Source organism: Halostella sp. PRR32, from assembly GCF_034808085.1.
In the GTDB taxonomy this organism is placed as follows: domain Archaea; phylum Halobacteriota; class Halobacteria; order Halobacteriales; family Natronoarchaeaceae; genus Halostella; species Halostella pelagica.
In genome coordinates, this window is the sequence record NZ_JAXHGL010000003.1 from 819,841 (window position 1) to 834,051 (window position 14,211).

Below are 14,211 nucleotides of genomic sequence, written 5' to 3' on the forward strand. Positions count from 1 at the left end.
GCAGGGGTTCCAGTACCAATTTTCAAGTCGAGTGTCCGTCTTCGACGTCCCGCCCTGGATGAGCTTTCGGCGGCAGTCGCGTGGATGTCCGAGCGTGATGTGTCGTTCTGGGAAACCGTGACCGACCCGTGGTCAAGGAAGTCACGAACCACCTCGCTGACCGCGTGAAGGCCGAAGAGCACCCCGGGATGGCCTCACTCGATGAGATATCACCCCAGAACTCGGTTGCCGTGATCGCTGAGGCGACCGACCCGGACGAACGTCACGACTTCAGCACGGTTACGGCGTCGGCCTTCGAGATGCCGCTGCACGTCGTAGAGCAGGTCGATCAGGCCGCTCTGGCGGCAACGATGCCCGCTTGTTCCTCGGCAGAGTGGGCGGAGACCCCACTGCTAACGGGGTCTTGATACAGAGCGGGGACGTGGCCGTCGTCTACTCGATCGGTGTGGTCGAGGAGTTCCGCCGACAGGGGATCAGGGAAGCGATGTGTTGGGATCGAGACGGTCGTCGCCTACCACCTCTTCGAACCAGCCGTCTAATCGGTGAAAAGTCCAGAGTAGGCGATAACTCCCGGCCTGAGAAAACTCGATCGCCCTGCTAACTCCAAGATCTGTATTTCGCACGGCATTCCTGACAGAACCTAAGACAATTTCGGCTTGAGTTCGATGATCGAACGAATCACCCTTTCAGGCATAAGGTGGCTGTTTTTCGAGGATTTGAGAATCGGCGTAATTGATGGAGGAGTCATGAACTCGTACCGTCTTGCTGAATCGAGTAGCGCGTATCGGTCACGAGTTCACCGACCATCTGCTAAGTACACGAGACGAACATCGCCCGGGGTATCCTCGGCCAGCAGAATCTCGATTCCCTCGCTCGTCTACGAACCACTACCTATACGGATTTGCTCGCTTTCTTCTCGGGAACCGTGAATGAGAAAGTCGACCCCTCACCGAGTTCCGACTCAACCCAAATGCGGCCATTGTGAATGTCAACGATCCGTTGGCAGAGTGCGAGGCCAATACCAGTGCCGGCATACTCGTCAGTGGTGTGGAGGCGGTTGAACACCTCAAAGATCTCCTCGGCCTTGTCCAAATCGATCCCGATTCCGTTATCCTGGACCGACAGCACCCATTCGTCGTTTTGCGTCTCAGCGGTGACGTGAATACGCGGGGGCTCGCCACCAGCGTACGTAATAGCGTTGTCGAGCAGATTTTGGAACAGCTGCACCAGTTGCTGCTCGTTGCCCATGACCGTAGGCAGTGAATCCGAGGTAATCTCGGCGCTGCTCTCTTCGATGGCGATTTGAAGATTATCCGTCGCCTGAGCGAGTACGTCATTACAGTCCACGGGTTCGAATTCTTTGTCACTCGTGTTGAGCCGTGAATACTGCAGCAACGCATCGATCATCTCGCGCATCCGGTCGGCACCATCGACGGCGAACTCGATGTACTCCTGTGCGTCGGCATCGAGATCGTCGGCATATCGTTGTTCGAGCAGTTGGACGTAACTCGACACCATCCGTAACGGCTCCTGGAGGTCGTGGGAGGCGGCGTAGGCGAACCGCTTCAATTCGGCGTTCGAGCGTTCCAGCTGTGCATTAGTTTGTTCGAGTGCCTGCTGGCGATGCTTGCGTTCGGTGATGTCGCTCGCCATACCGATCCATTCCTCAATGTCACCGTCCTCGTTCAGCATTGGGACCGCACGCGTGAATGACCAGCCCAGGCTGCCATCGACCTGCTCCACCCGGTGTTCAAGCTCGAACGTACTCTTGGTCCGGCGGGCTTCGTTGACGGCCTCCATGACGCGCTCCTGGTCGTCCGGGTGAATGTATTTGTCGAGCCAGTCGCTGCTCGGTTCGTTCGTGTCGGCGAGGAAGCCCTGGGCTTCGAGGTGTCGCATTTCGTTCCAATCGGAACTCATGCGAAACACGGCTTCCGAACTCGCGGTGACCAACGCTCGGAATCGCTCCTCGCTTTCGCGCGCCGTTTCATACAGGCGGGCGTTATCAATGGCTACGGCCGCTTGGGAAGCAATCCCGGTGATGATGTTTTCATCTTTCTCGGTGAAGATGTCCCGCTCCGAATGGCCGAAGAAAAGGCCGCCGTGTACTTCACCGGAGTTCGAGATTACAGGAACTGCCAGGTAACTGGATACCGGCAGATGGCCTTCGGGCATCCCGTCGTAGGGCGCGTTTTTACCGTACCGCGGATCTTCGGTGATGTCGTCCGAACGGACGACCCCCTCGCCATGAAAGGTCGGGCCGAAGACCTCCGTATTACGCGGCATCGGGAAGTCTTCGAATTCCTCATCAGGAGCCCCTGAGAGGGTATAGAGCGTGTAGGATTCGCCCAGATCATCGATGACGTTATAGAAGAAGGCACCAAACTCCGCGCCGGTTATTTCCGTACCGGCGTCCGTAACCTCCTGCACCAGAGTCTCGAGGTCGAGTTCGGCGGCCAATGAGTTGCCCACCTGGTTGATCGTTTCGAGGGTGTGGGTTTGTTCGCGCAGTGCCTCCGCGGCCTGCCTGCGTTCGAGTTCGTACTCCACCCACTGCCCCATCAGGTGGTGGAACGTGCGTTCGGCCTCTGAGAACTTCTCCTTCCGTGGTTCGTTCGAGACGAAGAAGAACGTTCGATCGACGTCACCATCGACTTCGAGGTGGCTTCCGAGGTATGCCTGAACGCCGAAGCGCTCGTAGCACAGTTTCCCCTCGAACCCCTCGCTTACAGGGTCGGTGACGGCAGCGGTTTCTCCGTCGTCTGTCACCAATCGGCAGTAGGTTTCGGAGAGCGGATACTGCTCACCCGGGACGAGGTGGTCGTGGTCCCCGCGTATGGTCTCCACCTCGAACAGATCGGCCGTCGGATCGATACGGGCGATCCCGCCGTATTCAAGGTCGAATCGCTCGCAGCCGAGCTCAAGTACCGCTTGGAGTTTGTCGTCCAATGGCCTGTCAGAATCGGCCACGATCTCGTACAATCTCTGTTGGGCCTGCTCGTGTTCCTTGCGTTCGGTGATGTCGCGGATCGCCGCGAGCACGACCGAGCGGTCATCGACCTCGATTTGGGACGCCGAGATCTCAGTCGGAATCCGGCCCCGATCCCTGGTGCGGCAGGTAAGTTCGTCCGTCCAATCGATACCATCTTCGAACGCCTCGTCAACGAACGTACTGAATCTGTCGAGTTCGTCGGGATACAAGTCGGAGGGGCGGCGCGACAGCAGCTCGTCTCGTTCGTATCCAAGCATCTTGGATGCGCCTGGATTTGCGTCGAGGATTTCGTCCGCTTCGGGGTCAACGATGAGGATAGCGTCGTGGCTGCTCTCAAAGACCTGCTTGAAGTGTTCTTTCGATTGCTGGAGTTCCGCCTTCGCCTCGGTCTGTTCGCGAAGCTTCCCCATCATCCGATCAACCTTATCGGCTGGCTGCTCGGGGCCGAAGAACTCCTCGGGTGGGGTGTAGTAGACGTTGTGAGAGACCATGTTGTCGTGGATGAGGTGCGGGTGGGTCTCGATAACGTCTTCGAGTACCTCGGGCGGGAACCGCTCGCGATTATACTGACACATGATGGTGTAGTCCTCGTTCTGGATCAGAGTGTTGAGGGCCGCTTCGTACTCGACCAGTTGATCGGGGCTCGTATTCTCATCCAGCGCCCACGTCATCTCGGCGGCTACCCTGATTCCCGTGTAGCCGTCCTCGTCTGTTGCCTCCGTTAGGGAGTCCTCCCAGAACTCCAGTATTGCATCCTGATTGAACGTGCCGGTCCTGCGGTACGTGTCCGCCTTCGTGTGGACGGAGAGCGCACCCGAGTCGAGGGCACCGTCCACGTCAATGCCGCGGGCCCGCATCGCTTCCAGTACTTCTGCTTTCGAGTTGTCATCCGCGACGTACAGGCACCGCTCGCCCTGCTCAAGCCCGTGGTGGATGAACGGGATGGCGGCCGCGAACTGCTCGTCTCGTGTCTCATATATGAGTGCGAAATGGTCGTTGGCGTGGTCGTGACCATCGAGGGATTCGACCGGGCCGCGAAACTCAGGACTCTGACGCAATGCCTCGAGGGCGCTTTCGAGACCCGGCGCCCCCGGTTGATCACTGCGTTCGCCCTGTTGACTCATTGGCAATGGTAGTTGAGTGGCACAGTTAAATGTGGTCTTCATCTGCACGTGGGTGATCCGCCCTCGTACACCCACCGTTTGGAGCCAGCGCTCGGTTGATATGCAAACCTTCCTATCAGCTAGTTCGCTCAGTGATTCACGAAAGAAATCGGGACTGCGTCGCGCGTTTCTCTGTCTTCAGGACGTGGACTTCTGAACTACTCCTGAATCTGGATTCGGAGACAGCGAAGTGATCGTTCGACTATCGAACGAGTAGTGCTGTGAGAAAACGACGAACCGAAACTCCGTATCGCGATTCAGAATCTATGGGCGCTGCAGGCATCGGTTCGACTCTCGAACACGAGAGTTTCAACCGGTTCCAGTCGTCCCCTGAGCGATCCTACTTCAACAGACCCAGTGGCGATACTGTTCGTTCTCTCATCCCGGGCCAGTCGATCGTCGGTGATCGGTTCGTCATCCGACTGGCAACTATGTCACTGGAACCAATCGACCCAGAGACGGCACTCGAACTGTACATAGCAGACAGAGAAAACGAGCTGACCGAAGCGACAATCTACTCGCACCGGTCGCGGCTCGGGCACTTCGTTCGCTGGTGCGACGAACAGGGCATCGGGAATCTCAACGATCTCACCGGTCGTCAACTTCACCGTTACCGACTGTGGCGGCGCGACGAAGGCGACCTCTCACTTGCCTCGGAGAAGACTCAGATGGACACCCTGCGAGTCTTCGTCCGATGGTTAGAGCAGGTGGATGGAGTTGAGCAGGACTTGAGCACGAAGGTTCGCTCCCCCTCACTGACGCCAGAGCAGAACACTCGGGATGTCATGCTTGATTCGGATCAGGCTACGAACGTACTGGCTCACCTCGAAAAGTACCAGTACGCGACGTTGGGGCACGTCACAATCGCCTTACTGTGGCACACGATGATGCGCGTCGGAGCCGCGCACGCGTTGGACCTTGGTGACTACCACCCAGACGAGCAGTACCTCGATGTCCGTCATCGCCCAGACCAGGGAACGGCAATCAAGAACAAGGAGGACGGGGAGCGACTCGTGGCACTGTCTGATCAGCTCTGTGAACTCCTGAATGACTGGATCGCCGACAAGCGCCCGGACGTAACGGATGACCAGGGACGAAAGCCGTTACTCGCGTCGCGCCAAGGTCGAGCACACCGGACGACGCTACGCGGGTATTGTTATCGGGCGACTCGACCATGCGAATACGGTGCCGAGTGTCCGCACGACCGCGATCCAGAAGACTGTGAAGCGACTGATCGGGACGCTGCGTCCAGCTGCCCATCGAGTGTAAGCCCGCACGCGATTCGTCGTGGGAGCATCACGCACTCACTCAACAACGAAATACCTGAAAACGCCGTTTCAGACAGAGCGAATGTCTCGAAAGTCGTGTTGGAACAGCACTACGACCGCCGGACAAAGCGCGAAAAGATGGAGCAACGGCGAGATTACCTGGATAACCTCTAACAGGCAGTACTACTGTGCTGTCCAGTAGTGAGACGATCTCGTTAATTAATTCGCATCGGCTCTGTTGAAACCCCATGATTCATATATTTTTATAGTCTGGAATGATCCTTCAATAAGAACTGCGTATTGGTAAGTTCTAACAAACCTCGTATGCCTTCCAAAAAACCGTACAAGATGGAATACACATATTCTGCACCTAGCTGATGACGAGTCCGGTAAGTGCCGAAGCCATCTTCCTTACGTAAGTGATAGGCCAGAAAGACTGTAAACCGATACCAAGCCCTGTGAGGTGCGCGACATCATACAGCGTTTTTCCATCCCTCAATTTAAAAATTCATCATGTCATGGTCATTTCATACACCCAACCATACAATACCCACTCAAAAACGTCAGAAATCCTTAACTTCGTACACGTCACCTAGCTCGTCCCGATCCGACAACGCAGAATCCGTCACCGTCAAAATCACCTGATACTCTGACAGCTCCTCCGGCAATGCCAACAAGAAATTCCCAATATCCGGCGCGTTCCCCGTATCCGGAATGTCGAAGAATGGCGAATCAAAAATAAACATTCGGATTGGTAACGTACTCGACTGCTCTGCCAGCTGCTTCAGCACCGCCGTATGGAACAGCAACGCCACAATCTTCCCTTCATTCGAATACTCATTGTGGCGGTCGGACGGAACATTATCTCCGTCCTCAACTACCACTGAGAAATCATACCCGCCACGCGGTTGGAACTCAACACTTCGCGCATCGGCGAACCGGCCGTACTCAAAGTACGACAGCAGGTCGTTCATTTCATCCTGCAGGGCGTTCTTCAGGTCTGTCCGTTCCTCCTCGATATGCCGCCGAACCACTCGTTCAAACGTTTTTAGCGCCTGCTGTTTCTGCGCCTTCTCATTCCGGGATTCGTACGCCCCTTCTAACTCGTCAACCCGCTCCCGAACATCCTGAAGCTCATCTTGTCTCGCATTCATTTCAACCCTTATCGAGGTTGCCTCACGCTCCAACTCTGAAATCTCCGTTTCCAGTTCGTCCCGCCGATCCGCCAACTGTTTCACATCATTGTCCGCCATCTGCGCCTCCACCGTATCGAGCTGGTTCTGATGATCCTCAATCCGAGACTCCACCAACTGTAATTCGCCTTCAAGCTCTCTCTCCCGCGACTGCAACTCGTCCAACTTCTCCTCCATCTGCTCCTGCTCAATGATCGACTCACGCACATCTTGCTCCGTTCCTTCCTCAATACGGTCCGCCGGCATCTCCTTCCGACACAACGGACAGTCCCCATCATTCATCAATCGACGACGTTGGTCATCGTCAACAGAATTAGTACAGATCGGGCAGCGGTTCGGAACACTCATCATCTGCTGCAAATCCTGCGCGGTCGAGTGCAGTTCCTCGCCCATCTCCATCTCCTCATACCGCTCAATCCTCAGCCGCGTGTCCCGCAGATTACCGCGGGTCTCACGCTTTTCCGACTCCAACTTGTCAATCTGCCGCTGTAACCGGCGCTTTTCTGATTCTAACCGCTCCAGTTCGTTATCCTGATCTAGCGTTTCATTGATCGACCGGAGTTCACTCCGACGATCAGCCAACGTTGTCTCGGTTTCCTCTTTCGACACCTGCAACTCTTCCACTCGCTCTTGAAGCTCCGTCTCACGGCTCTGCGCGGTCGCTAAGTCCTCAGGTGCCGTTTCTTCGTCTTCCGTTAGCTCATACACCTTGTTCCGTCGCTTCTTACTTTCATTAATCGGTGCAGCCAAGCTGATACCGAACAATAGATCGATGAAATCTCCCTTATTCTGCCACCGCAGGAACGCCTTGTAATCAGGTGCCATCAAACAGAACAACGAGAAAATATTGTACCGTCCGAAATCACGGGATTCTACCGGCCAAATACCGAACGCCTCAGACACGTCTTGCTGCGTATTCGGTGCCTGGAACGGAATATCGTCCTCCGACGACGGCTCCGTGTTCAATTTCGGCCGGTCATCGCCCGAATACCCTGGGCCTTCTCGATTCATCATCCGGTGGACTAAGTAGTGGTTCGTATCCACTGACCAGTTCCCTGTCGTTTCCAACGACTCCTTCCCATCCTGGATCGGGTCAGTCAGTGTAATGCGCTGCTTCTGTTGCCGGCCGAATAAATTGAAACGGGCCGCTTCCAACATAGCCGTCTTCCCCTGATCATTCGGCCCGTACAGCACCGTATTCTGGTCATCAAACCGTACTGTCCGGTCGTCCAAGTTCCGGAAGTTCTGCGCCCTGATCCGCCGCAGTGTCACATTATTAACTGGGAATTCCAGGTCACGGTAATTCTCCTTAAGTAACCGACGGCATTCCTCAATATCATCTGGCTCTAAGTCCTCCCCCTGCAACTCGGTGATAATGCTCTCGATGATGTCGTCTCTTTTAGGCATGGGCAAATTGTCCTGTTAACTCGTCCAAGAACTCAATGTCATTCGCTTTGAACTTCCGCGTCGGCCCGACAAGCAGCTCTGTCCCGATGGACGCACGTTGAAGCCGCTCATCCTCACCAATCGTTCCAACGATGTCCTCATGGGTCATGTGAACAACCTCGTCGATCACCGATTGCTGGGCATAGTTCCACGATGACAGCATAACGCTGTCAGCCTGTTCAACCCGATCGTAGAACTGGTCAATCATAATCTCGCCCGCCGATGTGAGTTCGATACCGTACCGTCGGTTCCGTTCACCGACCTCGCCAGTCCCCTCTTTGCCAACGACCGGTTCGTCGATTAGCTCCCATGCGAACAACCGGTTCTTGTCTTCGTAGACATCAGCGGAGAATGGGCCGGAGTCGCGTTTCGTGAACTGGTACCGGTACCCAGTCCGATCTAACATACCGAGATCGCCGCGGTTCTCCCCGACGGCGGCGTAGTCCTCTTGCTCTGAAATCTTCCGGTTCACGAGATATACTAGTTTCTGCAGCCGGTACCTGGAGTCTATCATCCCTGTGTCCGACCGAAGAGAGTAGTCCTTGACCAGTTTCAGCAGCATAGCAAAGTCGATGAGTTCGTCAATCCGGAACCGAAGTTCGTTCCAGGTCTTTACTAACTCGTCAGCATCGATAGTTCCGTTCCGAAATTCCGCTAGTTGATTGTCCGATAGTCCAAAGCCGCGAAGGGTAGAGACTACACGATCATCAGAGAATACCTCCTGGTTTAGGAATTCGTAATACTCGTAACCGAATTCCTCAAAATCGGCTGTGGCCGCCATCGCCTCGCTGTATACATCGGTTACGACTTGGAGGTATTCCTCTCGTTGCTCATGGTTCAAGTCAAACCGGTTTACAGCGCGTTCAAGGACTTTCCACTCGTTCGGCATTAGGGTACCCCCAAGTCATCGCAGACCTCGTTGTTCCACGCGATCACCTTTTCTGTACCGCCTGAACAGGCAGGGTTCGCCGTGTTCAAATGTCCCTGCGCATATGCGACAAGGAACTGTTTCGACGGGGCGACGGCCACACTCGGGTAGCGGGATCCAACCTTCTCAGCCTTCGCAGGGCCGTCAACACAGAGAACGATCTCACTCTCATTTGGATAACCGCGGGTGTCAAGATAGTGCTTGAGATAGGGATAGGGTTCGTCTTCAAGACATTCCTGCCAGTGGATGATCCAGACACTGTTCTGAATCAACTTATCTCGGTTTGTGAGGTCGTCCAAGGAATGGAAGTATTCCTGAATAAGCAGTTTGTCACCCTGAATTCCGTCACGGATTTCCTGCACGATATCGGAAAAATCGTTGCCGTAGCACCGACCACTCCTAGTGAGAATCAGCAGATTCTCTTCGTGTGGGATGGCATCGTTCGAATCGTTATAGCGGGTTATCATTCCTGTTCTCCAGCAAGAATCCGGAGTCTTTGGCGGATTGATCGCAGTTCCTGATGCTCTTTCGCTAACTGTTCGTTCTTGGTTTCTCCTTGTCCTCTGATAATTGTTTCCTTCGATAGCTCACTGTGTCCGTCGAAATGTTCCTGCCAATCCTCGAAATCTGACCGAAGCTGCTTTCCTTCAACCGTCTTCGCATGCGATAGTAGATCTGACAAGTCGTCCATCCGGTCACTGAATTCGTCATAGGCTTCTTGCTTGGCGTGGCTCCGTTCATCCTCATCCACCCAAGAGAGCGACTCCTGCCACGCGCTGATCGTTTCAACAATCGTATCACGACTGGGTTGGTCATCGACAACGCGGGCGTGATATCCTACTGCCAGTAATGATGCGAACAATACCGTGAGCATCGCAGAAAACACATAATCAAGACGGTTGAGGCTGGTCCACCCTGTTGTTGTGAGGATTAGGAGGATGTACCCGAACACGATGATGACCCCAGATGCAACGAGATATCCGAAAACAGAGACGATGAGATGGAATCGTGTGTAGAGAGTGGATGAAAATGTTCGCTTCCGCATTTTCGCGGTGAACAAGAAGAGGATGCCGAGGAAGACGATCGAAGTGGCGGCATATGCCTGGATGAAGAGGTCGGGATTGGAGACTTGGACGAGAAGTGAACTGGAAAACTGGAATGTCAGAAAGACGCCGGCAAATTGGAGGAGGAGGACTTCGAGCAGGAAGTGGGGGCCATGCCCGAAGGTGACATGATCAAGGAGACGTTGCAAGGTCATCTGATCCGCCATATGGGGTGATGGTACACCTGCCACATAAAACGGGGTTCTGCGCTGCTGGCATGGATGAGATCTTGCGATAAGTGCTAGTTGTCTTATTCGGTCTACCTGTCAACACCCCGTCGGTGATTTCTATCCCCTTGGCCAGTGGCTGAAAATTGTCCACCACCTTGTGCTGACTACACCCTCTAGATCTTGCAGGCAGTTTCTGACAGATGAGCGGTAGACCAAGATCCGCAGTGATAGGTGAGCCACCTGTACTGAACGAAACGGGGTCTAACGTATTACCTTCTGAGAATTTCAACAGAGCCTTCGCATCTATTCTTTAACCGGTTGCGGTCTTCGAAGCCATTTTTGAGGGGCGGCGAGGACACTCTCCCTGCATCAGTATCTGTTGTTTCGCCAACGAACCCCACACTATCGTTGCTCAAGCGTTCGACGACGCTCGATTCTCGCCCGGGATTCTCGGTCTGTTACCCAGCCAGCATTGATGGCGGTTTTCAGAAATCTTCTGTTGGTGAATGCCGCGCTCAGGCGTGTTGTGTAATATCGCGGAGGTCAAACACGTGTACGTCATCGCGTTCGGAGACCGCTTCCTGTACAGATTGTGTGACGCCGCTACGCGTGAACAATACGTATTCCATATTGGTGTCACCAGTATCTGGAGTCCATCGGACTTCCGCAGAATGGTCTTCGAGTGAGGCGAGCGCACTGTAGTCAAGGGGTGCGTTCGTGAACTTACACTCCCCCGCGACCATGGTTCCATCTGTCGTGAATCCGACGACATCAACCTCATGCTCCTTGTACCACCAGCGGCCGATATCGAGGAACGTCTTCTCGGGAAACAGATTCGGCAGCGCATCCTGACAGAGCTTCTCGAATTCTTGGCTCACGAAGTCCGGGAGTTCTGGTTCGATAGCCGCCTCGTAGGCGTCTTCACCCAAGCGTTCGTATCGGTCTTCTTTGCCGTAGACGAAGCGGAACCAGAAGCGAAACAGTGGGTCCAGGATTCGATAGCGTCCGCGGCGTGATTTCGCTTTCTCTTCGGTTAGTGGAACCTCACGCTCGATGAGTCGTAGCCGTTCCAACTTCTGGGTGTACGTCGAAATCTGCTTCCCATCGATCCCTACTGCTTGCGCAATCTCGTTTGACGTCGTCTTCCCTGCAGCGATCGTAGTGAGGATCGCAAAGTACCGATTCGGGTCTGTGAGTTCTGTTCGGAGGACGTACTCTGGTTCATTGTGGAGATACCCCTTCTGAGAGAGTACTTCCTCAGTGAGAACGGCTCCGAGATCCTGATCAAGATTGACACCGTCAAGGTAGTACGGGACACCGCCGAAAATGCCCCACGTGAAAATCTGCTCTTCAGGCGAGTAGTCGTCCGGAAGGAACTCCTGTGCGGCTGCGAAATCGAGTGGTCGGAGGTCAAGTTTCTCGGTAAACCGCCCGTACAGCGGGCTGTTTCCAAGCAGAGTTGCTTCTTCCATCATGCTAATCGAGGATCCGACCAGAATGAGCGTACCCGAGGTGTTCTGGAAGCGTTGGTCCCACAGCCGCTGAATAACCGAAGGAAGGCTTTCGTCAGCATCGATGAGGTAGGGGAATTCGTCAAGGACCACAATTCCGTCGTGGTCGCCGAGATACCCTAAGAGGGACTCCCAGTTCTGTTTGATCTCCGTAATCCCAGGAAATGTGTCGGCCGCAACATCGACGAACTCGTCAAGTTGTATCTGTGAAGTGGTCTCCGTGGCTTGGTAGACGACGGCGTCGTCCCGGTCGGAAAGCGAGTGCTGAACGAGCTGTGTCTTCCCGAGTCGTCGCCGACCAAAAATAACGACCATCTCGGCGTCGTCGGATTCGTAACATCCACGCAGCCGTGAGAGTTCCTGTTCCCGATCCACGAAGCGTTCCATGTGTCTACTCTCTCCTACTGGAGAATAATACTTCCGGGTAGCCTATTTCAGAATAGGCTAACTCAGATTTGGCTATTTGCTAATTCCTTCTCCTGATATACCGGATGGATTGAGAAACAGCTGGCTCTGTTGAAACCCTTAGAACATGAAAGGTTCCCGAGTTGTGGAGGGCCTGTAGTTTCCTCAACCCATGGTATCTTTACTGAGTTACTGAAACAAGACAGCATGCTTGACTCTACTACCGCTGGCGACATTTCTGCGGTACGCAATCACACACGTGAACTCATTGAGGATGCCGGTGACGCAGAGGAACCCGTACTCATCGAAGCACCTCCGAATAGCGGTAAAACAACGAACGCCGTCAAATTAGCACTCGAAGCAGAGAAGCCGGTCACGTATCTCGCACGCCGAATTGATCTGTATGAACAGGCCGAAGAGAAAGCAGAGGAACATGGTGATATCCGGTATAAGCGAATTCCCGCACCCCAACGTGATTGCGAGACATTCCTCGGAGAAACCGAGGGGTCCGCAGCAGATATCCAACGTCTCTATGAGAAGGGGTATTCAGGGCGGACGATTCACTTAAAATTCCGAGATCAGGCTCCCTGTGGGATGGACTGCGACTATATGGAGAAGATGGAGACGATTGATGAGGAAATCGAATCGATTGACCTCCTTATCGGGCATCATAGCCATTGTAAACGACGTCAGTATATCCGAAATCGGATTGTAATCATTGACGAATTCAACCCTGGACCATTTCTACAGCCGTTCCCTGGGGACAACTCAGGTGTTATCGACAATCCCGGTGATATTGTTCCCAGCTTCCTTCACGCATTGGACGAGGGTGACACAGACTTCCCAACAAACGTCTACAATGACGTCACTGACCTGATGCAGAGACGAGACGGCCCCAAGGGCTGGCAGGAAGCAATCGACTGGTTCCAAGAGCATGGAGCCAGTCGTCGTGTAGCCCAGCACTCTGAGCTCTTAGATCCTACACTTGAGAAGTATGATGACGTTCACGCCTATGCGCCGTTTCTCACCTTCAGCTTGCTCTGTATGGAACGAATCGGCCCAGGGGTTGACCTCGCTCCACCACCCGGTGGTTCACTTGACGACATATGGCAAAGTGCAGACCTTGGACCTGCGACGAAATGCCTTCGAGATCGAAATACGGGAGAGATGTTCGCTCTGAGCCCCCCAGATCTTTCCGAGGCAGAGCAGGTTATCGGTCTCGATGGGACACCTACCATTGACCTGTGGAATCTCCTCTTTGCACCAGAGGATGGGTTTGATCATCAGCAGGTAATTGACCGAGAGGATTTCCCAACGTATCTCCGTTCTGCGATGAACATGTCGCTCATCCAGATCGGTGATGGATGGTACCCATATGCGGCTGGGGATATTAGTAACTCAGACCCAGACCGGTTTGCTGCTGTTCAGGCGCTTGAAGAAGACCCATTCGCGCTAATTTCGACAAAGCGAGCGTTAGAGCGGTATCAGAACAGAGGACTACTGGACACTTTCGTCAAACAAACTGATTCTGGACAGGAGACCGACGATACCCAAGTGTCCGATAAACATCAGGCACTACATTACGCAACGGTCAAAAGCTCGAATGACTTCGAAACAGAATCCTTGGGGGTCGTCGCAGGCATGCCTCACCCAGGGGACGATCTTGTCCGTCTCTGGGCGGGGTTATGCGGAGAGGCAGTCGAAATAACACGTAGCGACGATGAGGACGTTGAGAAGTCATTCGGCGACCTTGGCGATGAGATCTACCAGTATTTCGCTCATGATCAAGTCGTACAGGCGGTACTCAGATTTGGTCGGGATCAAACCGTATTCGAAAACGGCGGTGCGACAGTCTATATTAGCACCTACGCGCTTCCAGACTGGTTCGATGTAGAGACTGAATTCAACGTTCAGTCGAGAGAGTTGGAAGGCGCAGTTCTCGTAAAACTATTCGAGGGGCACTGGTGAATCGCTGTAAGGCGACGGGATAGGTCGTCAAATCAAAGGAAGTGAAGCGGGAAATCGCCGATGC

General features: G+C 54.2%; 9 protein-coding genes. 3 read left to right on the top strand and 6 right to left on the bottom strand.

Annotation, left to right across the window (positions count from 1 at the left end):
* Positions 1 to 128 precede the first annotated feature (128 nt).
* Positions 129 to 407 carry a hypothetical protein gene (locus SM753_RS14110; protein WP_323192066.1) on the top strand — a complete coding sequence of 93 codons (279 nt, stop codon included), beginning with the start codon at positions 129 to 131 and terminating at the stop codon, positions 405 to 407.
* Positions 408 to 891: 484 nt separating this feature from the next.
* Here the strand turns inward: SM753_RS14110 and SM753_RS14115 are convergent, their stop codons facing one another.
* Positions 892 to 4,116: an MEDS domain-containing protein gene (locus SM753_RS14115; RefSeq protein ID WP_323192067.1), complete on the bottom strand. Its 3,225-nt coding sequence runs from the start codon at positions 4,114 to 4,116 to the stop codon at positions 892 to 894.
* A 470-nt stretch (positions 4,117 to 4,586) separates the two neighbouring features.
* Here SM753_RS14115 and SM753_RS14120 point away from each other — a divergent pair, with 470 nt between their 5' ends.
* On the top strand, positions 4,587 to 5,597 hold the full coding sequence (locus SM753_RS14120; protein ID WP_323192068.1) for a tyrosine-type recombinase/integrase: 1,011 nt from the start codon (positions 4,587 to 4,589) through the stop codon (positions 5,595 to 5,597).
* A 389-nt stretch (positions 5,598 to 5,986) separates the two neighbouring features.
* On the opposite strand, the gene SM753_RS14125 is transcribed toward SM753_RS14120, so the two are convergent.
* From SM753_RS14125 to SM753_RS14145, 5 genes are all read right to left on the bottom strand, one after another.
* Positions 5,987 to 8,023: a hypothetical protein gene (locus SM753_RS14125; RefSeq protein ID WP_323192069.1), complete on the bottom strand. Its 2,037-nt coding sequence runs from the start codon at positions 8,021 to 8,023 to the stop codon at positions 5,987 to 5,989.
* Positions 8,016 to 8,951: a hypothetical protein gene (locus SM753_RS14130; protein WP_323192070.1), complete on the bottom strand. Its 936-nt coding sequence runs from the start codon at positions 8,949 to 8,951 to the stop codon at positions 8,016 to 8,018. Before SM753_RS14130 ends, SM753_RS14125 begins: the two co-directional genes overlap by 8 nt.
* Positions 8,951 to 9,457, bottom strand: coding sequence for a hypothetical protein (locus tag SM753_RS14135; RefSeq protein ID WP_323192071.1), 507 nt, complete (start codon positions 9,455 to 9,457; stop codon positions 8,951 to 8,953). The genes SM753_RS14130 and SM753_RS14135 overlap by 1 nt, the downstream gene beginning before the upstream one ends.
* Positions 9,454 to 10,260: a hypothetical protein gene (locus SM753_RS14140; protein WP_323192072.1), complete on the bottom strand. Its 807-nt coding sequence runs from the start codon at positions 10,258 to 10,260 to the stop codon at positions 9,454 to 9,456. Before SM753_RS14140 ends, SM753_RS14135 begins: the two co-directional genes overlap by 4 nt.
* Before the next feature lie 518 nt (positions 10,261 to 10,778).
* On the bottom strand, positions 10,779 to 12,161 hold the full coding sequence (locus SM753_RS14145; RefSeq protein ID WP_323192073.1) for an ATP-binding protein: 1,383 nt from the start codon (positions 12,159 to 12,161) through the stop codon (positions 10,779 to 10,781).
* 225 nt (positions 12,162 to 12,386) lie between these two features.
* On the opposite strand from SM753_RS14145, the gene SM753_RS14150 reads away from it, so the two are divergent.
* On the top strand, positions 12,387 to 14,147 hold the full coding sequence (locus SM753_RS14150; RefSeq protein ID WP_323192074.1) for a hypothetical protein: 1,761 nt from the start codon (positions 12,387 to 12,389) through the stop codon (positions 14,145 to 14,147).
* Positions 14,148 to 14,211: the final 64 nt, after the last annotated feature.

Excerpts from the sequence above, each read along its gene's own strand:
- SM753_RS14115 (WP_323192067.1), bottom strand. The coding sequence starts at position 4,116 with ATGAGTCAACAGGGCGAACGCAGTGATCAACCGGGGGCGCCGGGTCTC.
- SM753_RS14150 (WP_323192074.1), top strand. The coding sequence starts at position 12,387 with ATGCTTGACTCTACTACCGCTGGCGACATTTCTGCGGTACGCAATCAC.
- SM753_RS14120 (WP_323192068.1), top strand. The coding sequence starts at position 4,587 with ATGTCACTGGAACCAATCGACCCAGAGACGGCACTCGAACTGTACATA.
- SM753_RS14145 (WP_323192073.1), bottom strand. The coding sequence starts at position 12,161 with ATGGAACGCTTCGTGGATCGGGAACAGGAACTCTCACGGCTGCGTGGA.
- SM753_RS14125 (WP_323192069.1), bottom strand. The coding sequence starts at position 8,023 with ATGCCTAAAAGAGACGACATCATCGAGAGCATTATCACCGAGTTGCAG.
- SM753_RS14130 (WP_323192070.1), bottom strand. The coding sequence starts at position 8,951 with ATGCCGAACGAGTGGAAAGTCCTTGAACGCGCTGTAAACCGGTTTGAC.
- SM753_RS14140 (WP_323192072.1), bottom strand. The coding sequence starts at position 10,260 with ATGGCGGATCAGATGACCTTGCAACGTCTCCTTGATCATGTCACCTTC.
- SM753_RS14135 (WP_323192071.1), bottom strand. The coding sequence starts at position 9,457 with ATGATAACCCGCTATAACGATTCGAACGATGCCATCCCACACGAAGAG.